We start from the raw sequence: 16,612 nt of genomic DNA, 5'->3' as shown, positions 1-16,612 counted from the left end.
CGCAGCGTTGTCCCGGCCGCAGCGCGCCGTCAGGACGACCAGATCTGCCGGAACTTGCCACTGCGGTCGGTCTGGGGAGGCTCGTCCGCGTGTTCGATGGCAACTGCTCCCGTCCCTTGGGAGGCGAAGAAGCTGGCCAGTCGCTCCTGAACTAATTTCTGCACCTGTGCCCTGTCGGCGCCCGGCGCAACCTCCAGCCGCAGGCGCAGGGCGGCCGGCCCGGTGCGGATCACCTGGAACCGGTGTACTCCGGCGGTCTCCAGAATCACCGTCCCCAGCGCCAGTGGCAGGATCGTGACCTGACGGCCGTCGGGCGCCCCGAAGTAGAGCAAGTCCCCGGAACGGCCTTCGATTTTCACTACAGGAAAAGGACTGCCGCAGGGGCACGGGGCTGTGGCAAGCGTGACCCGGTCTCCGAGGTCGTAGCGGATTATGGGCTGCACCCGGTTGGCCAGGTTGGTGACCAGCACCGTGTGGGAGGTGACGCCGTCGGGCACCGGCTGGTAGTCCGCGTCCACCGGCTCGAGGATGTGCCAGTCAGAATTGACGTGGAACGCGCTGTGCCGGCACCGGCTGGTCAGGGCAGGGACTTCCGAGGAAAGGTAGCGTTCGGTGATCCTGCAGCCGAGCGCCGCTCCGATCTCGGCGCGTCCGGCAGAGGACAGGTTCTCGCCGGAACTAATGGCCAGGACGGGACGGATCCGTAACCGCCCGGCCTTTTGCTCCGCGGCCAGCTGCAGCATCGCGCTCGGATAGCCGTAAAGCACCGTGGGCTGGAAGTCATTGAGCTCCTGCACAAGATCGGCGAGAGGCCTCAGCACGGAGAAGACCCGGACCCGCCGGGCGATGGCCGGACTGCGGCGCCGGGCGGATTCCGTCAAGACCACGCCCGCGAAGTGGCCGCCGCCCGCGACAAGGGCCGCAGCCCGCAGCCCATGGCGCAGAAACTCCCGCACTTCTGCAGTCCGGAGCAGGGTCCGGCGCTCGCGAACCCGCACGACCAGATTGACCACCACCCATGATGTCCGGTCGTGAACCAGGATGGCCGGTTCCCCGGTGGTGCCGGACGTGGTCACCACCAGGTACTTGCCGCGGTAGGACCGCCCGAGCTGGGATAGGTCAGACAACAGCTCCGACCCCAGCCTCGCCAAGGTGATGTGCGGGTCTGTCACCCAGTCGTCAAAGTTCGCCATCAGATCCCTTTTGCCTACCTGGGGAAGCTGATGCAGATCCGTGACGCGCTCCGGCACGTTCCGGTACAGGCGGCGGTAATAGGGCGAAGCGGACCGGGCAAACTCTACGAGCTCCGAAAGCCTGGCTTGCTGGCGGCGGGCGATCCCTCCGGGGCCTTCCCGCTCAGCCCGCCAGACGTCCCACGCGATTCCGATCAACATTCCGGAGAAGCCTCGCATCGCGAATCCCTTTCCGGGACCTCCCTGCGGTCTCACACCCAGCCTTCCACGTCGGCGCGGTCCGCAACAGGGGCTTTTGTCCCCGCATCATCCAATCGCTGGACTTTGCGGCAGGGGGCGCATCAGACTGTGTACAACAGCTGGATTGGCGGCCCCGCACTTCCGCATTCGCGTCCGGCCGGGTTCTATCGGCGGAGCGGTTGGGGGCCGTGCCGCACCACCTTTTCCAGCATTGTGAAAGGACCTGGTATGCCGGATTTTTCAGCCTTCGCCCCGCTGCTTGCCGTGCTCGTCGGAGCGGCCGTAGTCATCGCCGTTATTTGGCTGACCACAAAACTGATGTGGAAAGTGGCAGAACCCAACGAGGCCCTCATCATCTCGGGGCTGACGCGGGGAACCCTGGAGACCAGGGAGGGAATGGACTTCAAGATCGTCACCGGCAAGGGCGCCCTGGTGTTTCCCGGGCTGCAGACCGTCAGGACCCTGTCCCTGACCCTCAACGAAACCGAGCTCAAAGTTTCCTGCGTGACGTCGCAGGGCATCCAGGTGATCGTCGAGGGTGTTGTCATCTACAAGATCGGGGACGCCCCGCCGTTCATCGCCAACGCCGCGCGGCGTTTCCTCGGCCAGCAGCCGAAAATGGAAAGCCAGGTCTACAACGTTTTCGAGGGGCACCTGCGCTCGATCATCGGCAGCATGACCATGGAAGAAATCATCCGCGAGCGCGACAAGCTCGGTTCACAGGTCCGCAGCGCCAGCGGTGTGGAAATGGAAAAGCTCGGACTGGTGGTCGATTCGCTCCAGATCAAGGACCTGCAGGATCCCACAGGCTACATCGAGAACATCGCCAAGCCCCATATCGCCCAGGTCAAGATGGAGGCGCGCATCGCCGAGGCCACCCGGAACCGCGAGGCCGCAGAAAAGGAAGCCGAGGCGGAGGCGCTGATCGCGGACGCACAGAGTATCTCGGCCATCCGGCAATCCGAGGCACAGGCCAACGCCGAACGGGCCAAGGCGCAGGCCGCCCAGGCGGGCCCCCTCGCCGACGCGACGGCGCGCCAGCAGGTGGTGGTCCAGGAGACTGAAGTGGCCAAGCTTGAGGCGGACCGGGAGGAGCAAAAACTGCAGACCACCGTCCGGAAGCCCGCCGACGCAAAGGCCTATGCCAAGCGCACAGATGCCGAGGGCCAGAAGTCGGCCGATATCAGCGCCGCCGAGGCGCTGGCGCGGCGTACGGAACTCGAAGCTGAGGTCAATGCCCGGCGCACGGAACTGCAGGCTAACGCCAACGCGACGGCGGCGGCAGCGGCGGCCGGGGCAACCCGGGTTACCGGCGAGGCCGAGGCGGCGGCCACCAAGGCCCGCGGCGATGCTGCCGCTTCGGCTATCAAGGCGAAGGCGTTGGCCGAGGCGGACGGCATCAAGGCACGCGCCGAGGCCCTGGGCACCAATCAGGAGGCGGTCATATCGCAGCAGTTGGCCGAGAACATGCCGGCCATCATCGCGGCAGCGGCGGAACCCTTCGCCCACGTAGGCCAGCTCACCGTCCTCAACGGCGGTGACGGCATCAACCGCATGATTGGCGGAATCCTGGCCCAGGTGGGCGACTATCTCCCCGCCCTCAGGTCTGCTCTGAGGAACGGCCGGGGCGATTCAAAGGGCCCCACGAAAGCTCCGGATGCGTGATGCACAAGGACGTTGACCGCAGCCTCACCGGCAGGATCGGACGGGTCACCGGACGCATCGCGCCTGGCACCATCGGCGAAGTCATGCTGCCGTTCCGTGGCGGAACAAGCGCCTTCCACGCCCACCCGTTCGACAAGACCAGTGTCTTCGCGGTGGGCGAGGAGGTCATGGTCATCTACTACGAGCCGCCACAAACCGTCTACGTTGATGAGCTGCCGGACGTTTTGAGGAAGGACACCCGCGGCTAGCTGCGCCACTCCGAGTACGGCACGCTCGGCAGGTTGCCCGCCGTCCAGGGACGCTCCGAAGCCGCCCGCGGTTTTGGGCCGCGCCCGTGGCGCAGGACCATCACCACAGTGCCAATCACACCCAGCAGTACGATGAAGGCCACCAGGATCAGGAAGACGACGATCGACCCGGACATTTCTGAAGCACCCCTGGCTCCAATTTTACGGCGGATTTGTTGGCCGGGGCCGGGCGAAGCGTGCGCCCATTTGCCGCAAATGGTCGCTATGGGGTCCGGCTTAGCGCCCATCCCCGGCGAATCCTGCGTCTTTGGGACGTCCGGCAGATCAGCAAGCCTACGCTGACGCCTCTTCTGCCCTCACGCGAGGCGCCCGGGGACTTTCTCCAGGACCTGGCCAGGCCGCGGACCAGCCCCTGGTGAACATGCTCATTTATTGCGGGAACGAGCGCGCATATGGGCATTATGTCCCGACCCGAGCCCAGTCGCGGACAGGTCCCGGCTGGACATGCTCATTTTTCGTTGCCACGAGCGCGCACATGGGCACCATGTCCACTCCTGAGCCCGGCGGGAGGACATGCCCAGTGGGCGGGGTGGGCTCGGGTGCAGCTGCGCCCCCACACAGCCAACCCGAGTCTGAACGCCCCCAGCCCGGGCCCGAACCCCCATCCGGGCCCGGAACCCGCCCTGTTAACCCACTCTTCCCTCCCCCGCCATGCGCCCACCCCCGCCCCGAAAGCCTGCCCGCGCACCGTGGAGGGGTGAGGATCGCAATTGTTGCTGAGTCATTCCTGCCGCTGATGAACGGGGTTACGCACTCCATCCTGCGGGTCCTGGAGCATCTGCAGGAACGCGGAGACGAGGTGCTCGTGATCGCGCCGTCCACGCAGGACACGGAGGCCCCCACCGAGGTCTTCGGAGCGCATGTCCACCGGCTGCCCTCGGTTCCGCTGGCCGGCTACGCGAACGTGCGGGTGGCGATGGGCGGTGTCAATCGGGTCAAGCGAATCCTTGCCGAGTATGCACCGGACGTGGTCCACCTGGCGTCGCCGTTCGTGCTCGGCTGGCGCGCGGCGCAGGCCGCCCACCAGCTGGGGATCCCCACCTTAGCCATCTACCAGACCGAGGTCCCGGGCTACGCCGGGCGCTACGGCGTCCCCTTCCTGGAGAACTGGGCCTGGAACCGGGTGGAGAACATCCACCTGCTCGCCTCCCGGACCCTGGTCCCCTCCAGCTTCGCGCTCAACCAGCTCCGCGGCCGCGGCATTCCGCGGGTGGAGATGTGGCGGCGCGGAGTGGATACGCAGCGGTTCTCCCCGGACAAGCGCGACGCCGGATGGCGGGCCGCCGTCGCCCCGGCCGGCGAGCGCATCATCGGTTACGTCGGCCGGCTCGCGGTGGAAAAGCAGGTGCAGGACCTCGCGGTACTGGCCGGTGTTCCCGGCACCCGGCTGGTGATCGTGGGCGACGGACCGCAGCGCCAGGCCCTCGGGGAAGCCCTGCCCGACGCGGTCTTCACCGGATTCCTCGGCGGCGAGGAACTGGCCCGGGCCGTGGCGTCCTTCGATCTCTTCGTGCACCCCGGCGAGTTCGAGACCTTCTGCCAGACCATCCAGGAGGCGATGGCCTCGGGCGTGCCGGTGGTCGCCACGGGCCGCGGCGGGCCGCTTGACCTCGTCGAGAACTCCCGCACCGGCTGGCTCTATAAACCGGGCGACCTGGCCGCGCTGCGGAACCACGTGGTGGACCTGATCGGCGACGACGCCAAGCGCCGCGCGTTCGCCGCGGCGGCCCACGCCTCGGTCCAGGGCCGGACGTGGTCCGCCCTGGGTGCCGAACTGGTCCAGCACTACCAGGCGGTCCTCGCCGCCGACATCGCCACCACATCACCCCAAGGAGTCGCTCTGTGAGAATTTCCGTGATCGGCTGCGGTTACCTGGGGGCCGTGCACGCGGCCACCCTCGCGTCAATGGGCCACAGCGTGGTGGGGATCGACGTCGACGCCGCCAAGGTCGAGCAGCTGGGCCGCGGTGCGGCGCCGTTCTTCGAGCCGGGGCTGGACGAACTGCTGCGGGACGGGATCGCCACCGGCCGTCTCAGCTTCTCCACGAACTTCGCCGACGCCGCCTGCGCCGAGTTGCATTTCCTCTGCGTGGGCACACCACAGTCCAAGACCTCCGACGGCGCCGACCTCAGTTACCTTGTCGCCGCCACCGGGGCGCTCCTCCCTCACCTGGCCGCAGGGTCCGCCGTGGTGGGCAAGTCCACGGTTCCGGTAGGAACGGTGGACATGCTCAGTGGTGTGCTGGACGAGCGCCCGGACGTGCTGCTGGGCTGGAACCCCGAATTCCTGCGCCAGGGCACCGCGGTCAGGGACTCGCTGGTCCCGGACCGCCTGGTCTACGGCGTCTCCGGGAAGGGCACGACCGGCGCAGCCATCACCGCGGCCCTCGATGCCGTCTACGCGCCCCTGCTGGCCGCCGGGATCCCGCGGCTGGTCTGCAACTTCGCCACGGCGGAACTGATCAAGTCGGCGTCGAACGCGTACCTCGCCACCAAGCTCAGCTTCATCAATGCCATGGCCGAGCTCTGCGACGCCACGGGCGCCGACGTGCAGCAGCTGGGCTCGGCGATGGGCCTTGATCCGCGCATCGGCAGCCGGTACCTCCATGCCGGCCTGGGGTTCGGCGGCGGCTGCCTACCCAAGGACATCCGCTCCCTTCGGGTCCAGGCCGCCGGACTGGGCGTGGATTCGGTGGACCAATGGATGGGCGTGGTGGATGCCATCAACCGCGACCAGCGTTCCCGTACCGTCGAACTGGCCCGGGACCTGTGCGGCGGCCAGCTGAGCGGACGCCGGGTCACGGTGCTCGGCGCTGCCTTCAAGCCGGACACGGACGATATCCGGGACTCCCCTGCCCTGGATGTTGCCCTCCAGCTGGCGTCGCACGGCGCCCATGTCACGGTGACGGACCCTGCCGCGATCAACAACGCGTGGCTCCGCTGCCCGCAGCTGCGCTTCGAGCCGTGCACGTCCCGGGCGCTGGAAGGTGCCGAACTCGTGCTGCTGCTGACCGAGTGGGACGAATACGCCTCGCTTCGACCGGCCGAGGCCGGCGCCCTGGTCCGGCGCCGGACCCTGCTCGATGCCCGGAACGTCATCGACGCTTCCGTCTGGGAAGCGGCAGGCTGGACGGTCCGCGGCCTGGGCCGGGGCCGCGCCACCCGCCCGGGCGCCGCCGCGGGCCACCGGCTGGTTTAGTCCAACGAAACCGCCGGCGCTCGACCCCCCTGAGACCCGGCCCCTGAATCCCGCCCGCAGAAACGCCGGGCGCACGTGGTCGGCGCCCAGCCGGAAGGCCCCTATGATTTCCAGAGGGGAGGACTCTATATGAACTACCGGTGGTCTCAAATTCGCAAGGCAGTGGCACCGTGACGGCGTCCCCGCACCCGGCGCCCGGTGTCGAGGCGGTGCTCGAATCCAGCCCCGATGCCCTCCTCGTAATCTCCGACGACGGCATCATCCGCCTCGTCAACGCCGCCACGGAGCGCATGTTCGGCTACACCCGCGAGGAAGTCGTGGGCCAGGACCACCGCATGCTCCTCGCCGAAGGATTCCGCAGCGGCTTCCACCGGCTCTTCTCCGCCCTCCGCAAGGACGCCGACGGCGCTCCCGGCATCCCGCCAGTTGAGGCCTACGGGGTGCGGCGCGACGGCACCGAGTTCCAGGGCGAGGTGGCGTGCTCTCTGCTGGTCGAGGACACCGGTGATGCCCCCATCAGCATGGCCGTCGCGGTCCGCGACACCTCCCACCGCCTCGCCACCGATGCGGGGCTCCGCGAAGCCCTGTCCCTGCTCAGCGCCACGCTGGAATCCACGGCTGACGGCATCCTCGTCGTCGGCGGGGACGGCCGGATCGCCAGCGTCAACAACCAGTTCACCTCCATGTGGGGCGTCCCGCGGGAGCTGCTGGCCACCCAGGACGACGACGCCGTGATGGGCTTCGTCCTGGACCAACTGGTGGACCCCGCGCAGTTCGTGGAAAAGGTCGCCGCGCTCTATGCCGACCCCGCCTCCGAAAGCCATGACGTCCTGGACTTCCATGACGGCCGCACCTTCGAACGCTACTCGCGCCCGCAGAAGGTCGCGGACCGGGTGGTCGGGCGCGTCTGGAGCTTCCGCGACGTGACCCCGGCGCGGATCGCGCAGGACCGGATCCGACAGGCCATGGCCGACCTTGCCGAGCAGGCCGCCCAGCTCAAGGCCCTCGCGTTCCAGGACCCTCTGACCGGGCTGTCCAACCGGCAGCTCTTCAACGACCACCTCGAGGCAGCCCTGCGCGGACCGTGCGGTACCGCCGTCGACGTCCTGCTCCTGGACCTTGACGACTTCAAGGAAGTCAACGACATCCTGGGCCACCACGCCGGGGACCAGCTGCTGATCGAGGTCGGCCGGCGCCTGCGTGAATGTGTCCGCCCGAGCGACGTTGTAGCACGCCTGGGTGGTGACGAATTCGTGGTGCTGCTGGTGGGCTCCCTGGACCCCGGAACGGTGGCCGAGCGGATCGTCGCGTCCCTGAAGGTGCCCCTCTGGATCGATGGCACCATGCTGCGCCCGAGCCTCAGCTTGGGCCTGGCGTCGATCAACGAGGACGCAGTGGACGCCTCCGAGCTGCTGCGCCGGGCCGACGTCGCGATGTATGCGGCGAAAGCGGCCGGGAAGAACCGGTACCTGCGGTTCCGGCCCGAGATGATGAAAAGCCTGGTCGAGCGCACCGAGCTGGAGGCCGGGCTGCGGCTGGCCGTGGATGCCGGCCAGATCACCGTGTACTACCAGCCGATCGTCTCGGCCCGAAGCGGTATCGTGGTGAAGGTTGAGGCGCTGGCCCGCTGGGAGCGCGGCGGCGAGATCGTCCCGCCGGCGCAGTTTATTCCGGTGGCGGAACGCAGCGGCCTGATCGTGGAAATCGGCACCGAGGTGCTGCTGAAAGGCTGCACCGAGCTGCGGCCCTGGCTGGCTGAGGACCCCTCGCGCGCCCTCGCCGTCAACGTCTCCGGCGTGCAGCTGCAGCACGGGGACTTCGCCGAACTGCTGCTGGCCGTCGCCCGGAACACCGGGGTGGATCCGCGGCAGCTGGTCGTGGAAGTCACCGAAAGTGTGTTCTTCCACGACGACGTCCACGTGATCCAGCAGCTCACCGCCCTCAGGAACACGGGCGTGCGGGTGGCGCTGGATGACTTCGGCACCGGTTTCTCCTCGCTGGGTCGGCTTCAGGGGCTCCCTGTGGACACCCTGAAGATCGACCAGTCCTTCACGGCCATGATCCATACCGGCGACGAGAAACTGCCGATCCTCAGCTGCATGATCTCCATGGCCCACGGCCTGGGCCTCAGCGTCACGGTCGAAGGCGTCGAAACGGCCGCCCAGGCCGAATACCTGATGAAACTGGACTGCGATTCGCTGCAGGGCTACCTCTTCTCCCGCCCCCAGGCCGGGCCCGGCCTGGGTTCCGCCATAGCCCGGTCCAACGACGCCTTCGCCGCCCTGCTGGAGGAGCGGGTCTCCGGGCCGCGGTGACCCGGCACCGCCGGTGGACGGGTACCGCCACTGGACAGGTGCAGTACAAGGGAGCAGGGAACCCTATGATTCAGGGACGCATTGTCCGCGGCGCCGCCGGGACAGTCATCAACACACCTACCATAGCTTTGGGGGCCGGTACCGCCGTGGGAACAGGGATGGAAGAGAGCCTGCTCGAGCAGAGCCCCGATGCTTTTTTGCTGCTGACCGCGGACGGAACCATCGCCTTCGTGAATGCGGCAGCCGAGCGCCTCTTTGGCTACCCGCGCGAACAGCTGCTGGGGGCGCGGCACAACATCCTGCTCTCCGAGGATGAGCGCGGCGGTTTCCTGCGGGTTTTCGGCCGGCTGGGCCGCGGCAGCCTGTCCGGCCGTAAGCCGTTCGCGGCGGCAGGCCGGCGTCGGGACGGCAGCGAGCTGTCCCTGGAGATCACCTGTTCGCTGGTCACGTTCGACGCCGGACCGGCCATGGCCGTCGCCATCCGGGACGGCAGCCACCGCGAGGACACCGATTCGGGCCGGCGGCTGGCCGTCTCCCTCCTGGACGCCACGCTGGAGTCCACCGCCGACGGGATCGTCGTCATCTCCAACGACGGACTCATCACCGGGATCAACGACCAGTACCTGAAGCTGTGGGGCATGCCGCCCGAGCTGGTCGCAGCGGAGGATCCGACGGCGCTGGTCACCTTCATCGCCCGGCAGCTGCTTGATCCGGAATACTTCCTGCAGAAAGTCGGGGAACTCAACGCTGACAGGGTCAAGCAAAGCCACGATGTGCTGGAGTTCAAGGACGGCCGCACCGTGGAGCTCTACTCAAGGCCGCAGAAGGTCGCAAACACCGTCGTGGGCCGGATCTGGAACTTCCGCGACATCAGCTCGACCCAGCGCGCCCAGGACCAGTTGCGCCGCGCCCTGAAGGAACTCGCCGAGCAGGCGGAAAAGCTCAAGGAGCTCGCTTTCCAGGACCCGCTGACCGGACTGGCCAACCGGGTCCTCTTCACCGAACGTGTCACAGCCGCGCTGCTGAACCGCGACCCGGTCCATGTGCTGCTGCTGGACCTGGATGACTTCAAGGAAGTCAACGACATCCTGGGCCACCACGCCGGGGACCAGATGCTGGTGGAGATCGCGGACCGGCTGCAGAAGTGCGTCGGGCCGCACGGCACCGTGTCACGGCTCGGCGGGGATGAGTTCGTGGTGCTGCTGATCGGCTGCAACGATTCCGACGCCGTGGCCCAACGCATTGTGGCCACCCTGAGCGCCCCGTTCTCCATCGAGGGCACCCTGCTGCGGCCGGGCCTCAGTCTGGGGGTAGCCTCACGCGGCGCCGGGCCCATGACGTCCTCCGAGCTCCTGCGGCAGGCGGACCTGGCCATGTACGCCGCCAAGGAGGCCGGCAAGAACTGCTATCTGCACTTCCGGCCGGAGATGCTCACCGAGCTGATGGCACGGACCCAGCTGATCGCCGGGCTGAGGCGGGCCGTGGAACTGGGGCAGATCGTCGTCCACTACCAGCCCGTGGTGTCCACCGGACTGCTCGAAGTCGTGCAGTTCGAAGCCCTGGCCCGCTGGCAGTTCGAGGGGAAGTTGATGCCCCCTGACGAGTTCATCCGGACCGCGGAACGCAGCGGCCTGATCCGGGATATCGGCGCAGAGGTGCTGCGCCGCAGCTGCGCCGAGCTGCAGCCCTGGCTTGCGGAGGACCCGTCCCGGAGCCTGGCGGTGAACGTTTCCGGCGTACAGCTGCTGCACCGGGACTTCGCCGAGCGCGTCCTGGCCATTGCGGCGTGGGGCAACGTGAATCCGCACCAGCTGGTGCTGGAGGTGACGGAGAGCGTGTTCTTCGATCCCCGGTCCCACGTCATCGCCCAGCTCGAGAGCCTCCGCGAGGCCGGGATCAGGGTGGCACTGGACGACTTCGGCACCGGATACTCATCGCTGGGCCGTCTGCAGGCGCTCCCGGTGGACATCGTCAAGATCGACAAATCGTTCGTCTCGATGCTCCGCGCCGGGGTAGAGAAGCTGCCGATTCTGACCTCGATCATCCACATGGCCCGCAGCCTGGGCCTGAAGGTCACCGCCGAGGGCATCGAAACCCCGGAACAGGCCCACTACCTGATCGACCACGGCTGCGATGCCCTGCAGGGCTTCCTCTTCTCCCGCCCCGAGCCCGAGCACCGCCGGGAGCTCGGCATCCGCAACACTGCCGCCGCCGTAGCCGCGCTGGCCGACGCATTCCCTCACGGATAGCCGCCGGCACCCCACCATCCGGGGGTCCGCGCGCAGCGGCCGGAGAGACACGCGATTGCGCCCGGCACGATGCCTATCACCCGGGAGGGGCCGCACCACATATCATTCAGTGAGCGCACCCGCCGTGTTTTTCCGCAACGCGTGCCGCCATTTCGCAACCTAGCTTGGGACAGGCAATACATGGACTCCAGACTCGCGCAGCTACTGCTGGAGCACAGCCCGGACCCTCTGCTGCTGCTGGCGGACGGATCGGTGTCCTTCCTTAACGCCGCCGCCGAAGAACTTTTCGGCTACTCCCGAGCGCAGCTGCTGGGCTCCAATCCAACCCTGTTCCTGGCCGAGGCCTCCCGCGAACCCTTCCATAGCTTCCTTTCCGGTCTGGGCGTCTCCACGCCCCGCTCCCGCCAGCCGTTCGCCGGCTCCGTCCGCCGCGCGGACGGCGTGGACGTCCCGGTCGAGATCACCTGCTCGCTGCTACCGTCCGGCGCCGGCAACGGACCGTCCATGCGGTCCGTTGCCCTCTCCGTCCGCGGTGCGGCGCACCATCCCGGTGCGGATTCGGGGAACCGCCACCGGGAAACCGCAGCGGACGCCGATGCCAGCGCCGGCACTTTTGCGGACACCGCGGCCCACCGCCGTCGAGCGCCTGCTGCGTCCACGGCAGTTGCCGCCTTCACTGGACATGATGACCAGGTCCGGGCCGGGGTCCTGCGCGATGCGCTGACCGCGCTGCCCAACGGCACGCTGTTAAACGAGCGCCTGGCGGCGGCGCTGCGCCGCCCGGACCCGGTGGACGTGCTGCTGCTCAACCTGGATGACTTCAAGAACCTCAATGAAGTGGTGGGACACTCCGCCGCGGACGAACTGCTGGTGGTGGTCGCGACCCGGCTGCGCAACTGCGTCCGCCCGCACGACACGGTGGCTCGGCTCGGCGGCGACGAGTTCGTGGTCCTGCTGACCGAATGCCTCAACGCGGACGCGGTGGCCAATCGGATTGCGGCGTCGCTGGCCGAACCGCTGTATGTCGGCGGCTCGCTGGTCCGTCCAGGTATGAGCATGGGGCTGGCCTCCAAGACCCCCCGAACGCTCGACGGCGCCGAATTGTTGCGGCAGGCCGACGTGGCCCTGACGGCGGCGAAGACCGGCGGCAAGAACGCCTGGCAGAGGTTCCGGCCGGAGATGCTGAATACCGCGGAAACCTCTGCGCGCCGCCAGGCCGGGCTTCGGCAGGCGGTGGAGCTGGGCCAAATCTCGGTCCACTACCAGCCGGTAGTTTCCCCCGGGCTAGGCGCTGTGGTGCAGTTCGAGGCATTTGCACGCTGGGAACGTGACGGGCGGATGGTCCCGCCCAACCAGTTCCTGCCAGTGGCTGAGCAAAGCGGGCTGATCCGCGAGATCGGCGACGAGGTCCTCCGCCGGGCCTGTGCCGAAATCCGGCCCTGGCTGGCCGGGGACACCGCGTACAGTGTCGCGGTGAACGTCTCCGGGCTGCAGTTCCAGAACCGCGATTTCGCCACGGATGTGCTGGCGATCGCGGCGTCTACCGGTGTGGATCCGCGCCAGCTCATGCTGGAGCTGACCGAGAGCGTCTTCTTCCAGTCCGACTCGGACGTCCTGCGGCAGCTGCGCCAGTTGCGCGGGGCAGGCGTGCGGATCGCGATGGATGACTTCGGCACGGGCTATGCGTCCCTGGACCGGCTCAAGGAACTGCCCCTGGACAAGGTGAAGATTGATCGCTCCTTTGTCGCGATGATCAAAACCGGCCACGAACAGCTGCCATTCTTCGCCACCATGGTCAACGCCGCGCACACCCTGGGCCTGAAGGTCACAGCCGAGGGTGTCGAGACTCCGGCACAGGCGAAGTACCTGATGGCCTGTGGCTGCGATTCCCTGCAGGGCTTCTTGTTTGCCAGGCCGGCCCCGGCCGGTGAACTGGCCGGTACGATGGAGAGCGCGCTGACAGCGATCGACAAGGTCGACGCCGAGCGCTGACCCCGGAGCTCTGGTGCCGTCTCCGACGGCACGGGGATGCTCGCTGCTGGGGGCTGCTGCCTGCTACTACCGGTTGTCCAGCTCGCCGAGGTCAGCGCCCACAATGGCCGCGCTGCGCTCCCACAGCTCCCGGGCGAGCCCGGGGTCGTACGCCAGCTTGTTGGCCTTCGCCAGTGCCCGCTTGGCGTAGTAGGCGCCGGAGATCCAGTCCTGCCCTGGTGTGGCCGTGGCCAGCCACACCAGCGTGTCCGCGCCCTGCTCGGGGCTCAGCATGAACCGGTTGAGGAAACTCCGGTAGAGGAACCGGAACGGGCTGGTGGTGTCCGCGGCGAAGTTGGTGGCCACGACGCCGGGATGGAACGCCGCCGTCGAGATGCCAGCCGCGTGGTAGCGGTTGTTGAGCTCCGCGGTGAAGAGGATGTTCTCCAGTTTGGCGTTGCCGTAGGCAAGGTTGGCGGTGTATTTGGTTGCCGTCTCCAGGTCATTGAGGTCCAGCTTGCCGTAGAGCGAGTTGGCGGCGCTGGAGGTGTTGATGACCGTGGCGTGGCTGGCGGTGAGCACGTCCATCAGCTCGGTGGTGAGCAGGAACGGTGCCAGGTGGTTGATCTGGAAGGTCTTCTCGTGCCCGTCCACGGTGAGCCCGCGCCGGCCCATGATGCCGCCGGCGTTGTTGGCCAGGACGTCGATCCGGGGGTACTTCTCCCTCAGCTGCGCGGCGAGCTGGCGCACCTGGGCCAGCTCCGCGAAGTCGCTGACGAAGTAGTCGGCACCGATCTCTTTCGCCACCCTCGCGGTCTTCTCTGCGGAACGCCCGACGACGACGACCCGCTCCCCCTGCCTGCTCAGGGTCCGCGCGGCGGACGCGCCGATGCCGTCGCTGGCTCCGGTGATGACGATGGTCCGTGCGGTCATGAAATGTCCTTTGAGCGGAAGCGGATGTCGGGCTGGTCTGGATCGAGCCTACCGAACCACGGCGGTACGGAGCTGGAGGACAAGCGGCAGGACCGAGCCGGGAACTTGGTGTCGGACGACGGATTGCGCCTAATTCGGGAAAGACAAAAGCCTCGCCGCTTCGTGAAATTTCGGCCGGAACGGCCGATGCCGCCGCCATCCGCGACGGAGACCGGAGGGCACGAATCCGGAGAAATTCGTCAGAATCAATTGCGGCCCTATAACCGGATTCCGTGTCACGAGAGAAAATACTTGGTTGTTTGTTCCAATCACTGGCCTATTCCTGTGCCCTTACTTGGTGCCCCATGAGTGCCTACGTGGGAACCACGAGTCATTTGGAAATGGGGTACTCGGTCAGCGATCACAGCGCCGATTTCCGTTGAGTTTCAGCGCTTTTGTCATGATACTGAACGCGTACGTTGATGCGGGGGCGAGTTCTTGAGTCGGCGTGTGCCGCAGGTACATCGAAGTTGCCGGATGTGGCTGGGGGGTTTCAGGGGGGAAACGGGATCCTGGGGCAGTTCAGCCTGACGCCCATGGGCATCACGATTTCCATTACAGTTCTTTCTCCGCCCGGAAAGAACAAAAAAAATTACAGCTTCACCATGGAAACGGCGATGGAACTCATGAAGGAAACGGCGATCAAGATGAAAAGAACAGCCCGCTGGCTTAGCCAGATAGTCGTTATGGCATTAGTGGCGGCCGGGGGGCTGCTGGGAATTTCAGGCAGCGCGTCGGCGGCCAGTGACTACGGTTATCCCAGTATCAGCTACGCCGGGGTGAGCAACCCGCCAACATCGGACAAGCCGCAGAGCAAGCTCTGGTTCAACGGCGGATCGTGGTGGGCGGACATGTGGACCACGGGCACTGGCTGGCAGATCTACCGGCTGGACGTCCCCACGAAGACCTGGGTCAGCACCGGCGTCACGAACGACACCCGCGCCAGCACCCTGGCGGACACGCTCTGGGACGGCACCCATCTCTACATCGCCTCCCACGTGGTCACGGTGTCCACCGATACATCGCCGGTGGCGTCGGTCCCGGGTCAGCCGGCCAACCTGTACCGCTACAGCTACTCCGGCGGGACGTTCACCCTGGACAGCGGCTTCCCCACCACCATCACGAACAACAGCAGCGAGTCGATGACCATCGACCAGGACAGCACCGGGGCGATCTGGGCCACCTGGACCCAGGTCGCCGGTGATTCGACCAGCGGCTTCACCAGCACTGTTTACGTCAACGGCTCCGCGCCGGGCGGGACCAGCTGGAGCTCCCCGTTCGTGATCCCTGTCTCAAACCCGCACCCTGCGCCGGATGACATTTCGGCGGTCGTGGCCTATGGCAGCAACAAGATCGGGGTCATGTGGAGCGACCAGCTCACGGGCTCTGTCCGCTGGGCGACGCGCACCGACGGGACCAGCCCCACCGCGACGTCCTCGTGGAAAGTCCAGGATGCGGCCAGGGGCAACAATACCGCCGATGACCACCTGAACCTCAAGACCCTGCAGTCCGACAGCTCCGGCCGCGTCTTCGCTGCGATCAAGACAGGATACAACGACAATTCGGCGGATAAGACCCTGCCGGAGCTGCTGTTGCTGGTCTTCAAGCCCGGAACCGGCGCGTTCTCCCAGTCAACCATCGCCACGATCGGGGACTGCGTGTCCCGCCCGCAGATCGTCCTGGATACCCAGAACAACGTGGTTCATGCGTTCCACACGGCACCCGGCACCGGCGTCAGCGGCTGCGCCTACTCCGGCGTTCCCGGCGCCGTCTACGAAAAGACAGCTTCCATGGACAACCCGGTCTTCGCGAGCGGCCGCGGCACCGCGATCATTCAGGACGGCTCGTCCGACAACATGAACGACGTGACCACCAGCAAGCGAGGCGTGGACAGCACCACCGGCCTCGTGGTGCTGGCCAGCAACAACGTGACCAAGCGCTACTGGTTCTCCTACCGCACCCTCGGCGGGGGAACACCGCCGCCGCCAGCACCGGCAGAACCGATGCGGTTGAATGACTTCAACGGTGACGGCAAGACGGACGTGATTGCCCGGGACGCTTCCGGTGAATTGTGGCTGTACCCGGGGACGGGGACCGGTGACTGGTTCAAACGGATCGACCTGGGCGGCGGCTGGAACGTCATGACCTCCATCGTGAGCGCCGGTGATTTCAACGGTGACGGCAAGGCGGACGTGATCGCCCGGGACACCGGTGGAGAGCTGTGGTTCTACCCGGGGACCGGGACCGGAGACTGGTCCAAGCGGCAGACTCTCGGTGGCGGCTGGAACGTCATGACCTCCATCGCGGCCCCTGGGGACTTCAACGCCGACGGCGAGCCGGACCTGATTGCCCGGGACAGCAGCGGTGAACTGTGGCTGTATCCGAACAACGGGGCCGGCGACTGGTTCAAGCGCGTTGACCTGGGCGGCGGGTGGAACATCATGAGCTCCATCGTCGCTCCCGGGGATTTCAACGCCGACGGCAAGGTGGACCTGGTGGCC

11 protein-coding genes are annotated in these 16,612 nt (G+C 67.0%); 8 read left to right on the top strand and 3 right to left on the bottom strand.

From position 1 onward, the window contains the following. Nucleotides 1–29: 29 nt before the first annotated feature. Nucleotides 30–1,193, bottom strand: a complete 1,164-nt coding sequence (locus QCD75_RS17460; protein ID WP_301230673.1) for a phenylacetate--CoA ligase family protein — start codon at nt 1,191–1,193, stop codon at nt 30–32. Nucleotides 1,194–1,661: 468 nt separating this feature from the next. Between QCD75_RS17460 and QCD75_RS17455 the strand changes: the two genes are divergently transcribed. Both QCD75_RS17455 and QCD75_RS17450 read left to right on the top strand, forming a co-directional pair. Then, a complete protein-coding gene (locus tag QCD75_RS17455) occupies nt 1,662–3,098 on the top strand; it encodes a flotillin family protein (protein WP_301230671.1) in 1,437 nt (478 codons plus the stop codon). Then, a complete protein-coding gene (locus tag QCD75_RS17450; RefSeq protein WP_301230669.1) occupies nt 3,098–3,346 on the top strand; it encodes a hypothetical protein in 249 nt (82 codons plus the stop codon). The genes QCD75_RS17455 and QCD75_RS17450 overlap by 1 nt, the downstream gene beginning before the upstream one ends. On the opposite strand, the gene QCD75_RS17445 is transcribed toward QCD75_RS17450, so the two are convergent. After that, nucleotides 3,343–3,522 carry a hypothetical protein gene (locus QCD75_RS17445; RefSeq protein ID WP_301230667.1) on the bottom strand — a complete coding sequence of 60 codons (180 nt, stop codon included), beginning with the start codon at nt 3,520–3,522 and terminating at the stop codon, nt 3,343–3,345. The two genes, QCD75_RS17450 and QCD75_RS17445, sit on opposite strands and share 4 nt — an antisense overlap. A 581-nt stretch (nt 3,523–4,103) precedes the next feature. On the opposite strand from QCD75_RS17445, the gene QCD75_RS17440 reads away from it, so the two are divergent. The 5 genes from QCD75_RS17440 (at nt 4,104) to QCD75_RS17420 (ending at nt 13,160) form a co-directional block, all read left to right on the top strand. Next, nucleotides 4,104–5,252 (top strand): glycosyltransferase family 4 protein, encoded by a 1,149-nt coding sequence (locus QCD75_RS17440; RefSeq protein ID WP_301230666.1) that lies wholly within the window; start codon nt 4,104–4,106, stop codon nt 5,250–5,252. Further along, on the top strand, nt 5,249–6,604 hold the full coding sequence (locus QCD75_RS17435) for a UDP-glucose dehydrogenase family protein (protein ID WP_301230665.1): 1,356 nt from the start codon (nt 5,249–5,251) through the stop codon (nt 6,602–6,604). The genes QCD75_RS17440 and QCD75_RS17435 overlap by 4 nt, the downstream gene beginning before the upstream one ends. A 170-nt stretch (nt 6,605–6,774) precedes the next feature. After that, complete coding sequence (locus tag QCD75_RS17430) at nt 6,775–8,919, top strand: putative bifunctional diguanylate cyclase/phosphodiesterase (RefSeq protein WP_301230664.1); 2,145 nt, start codon at nt 6,775–6,777, stop codon at nt 8,917–8,919. Between the two features lie 65 nt (nt 8,920–8,984). Further along, nucleotides 8,985–11,168, top strand: coding sequence for a putative bifunctional diguanylate cyclase/phosphodiesterase (locus tag QCD75_RS17425; RefSeq protein ID WP_301230663.1), 2,184 nt, complete (start codon nt 8,985–8,987; stop codon nt 11,166–11,168). Between the two features lie 180 nt (nt 11,169–11,348). Continuing rightward, nucleotides 11,349–13,160, top strand: coding sequence for a sensor domain-containing protein (locus QCD75_RS17420; protein WP_301230662.1), 1,812 nt, complete (start codon nt 11,349–11,351; stop codon nt 13,158–13,160). A 66-nt stretch (nt 13,161–13,226) separates the two neighbouring features. Here the strand turns inward: QCD75_RS17420 and QCD75_RS17415 are convergent, their stop codons facing one another. Beyond that, nucleotides 13,227–14,072: an SDR family NAD(P)-dependent oxidoreductase gene (locus QCD75_RS17415; protein ID WP_301230661.1), complete on the bottom strand. Its 846-nt coding sequence runs from the start codon at nt 14,070–14,072 to the stop codon at nt 13,227–13,229. Nucleotides 14,073–14,647: 575 nt separating this feature from the next. Between QCD75_RS17415 and QCD75_RS17410 the strand changes: the two genes are divergently transcribed. Then, on the top strand, nt 14,648–16,612 hold a 1,965-nt coding region (locus tag QCD75_RS17410; RefSeq protein ID WP_301230659.1), incomplete at its 3' end, for an FG-GAP repeat domain-containing protein.

It is taken from the genome of Arthrobacter sp. PsM3 (assembly GCF_030433895.1).
GTDB lineage: Bacteria > Actinomycetota > Actinomycetes > Actinomycetales > Micrococcaceae > Arthrobacter.
The sequence above is the reverse complement of the archived record's forward strand: the minus strand, read 5'-3'. Positions and strand labels throughout refer to the sequence as shown.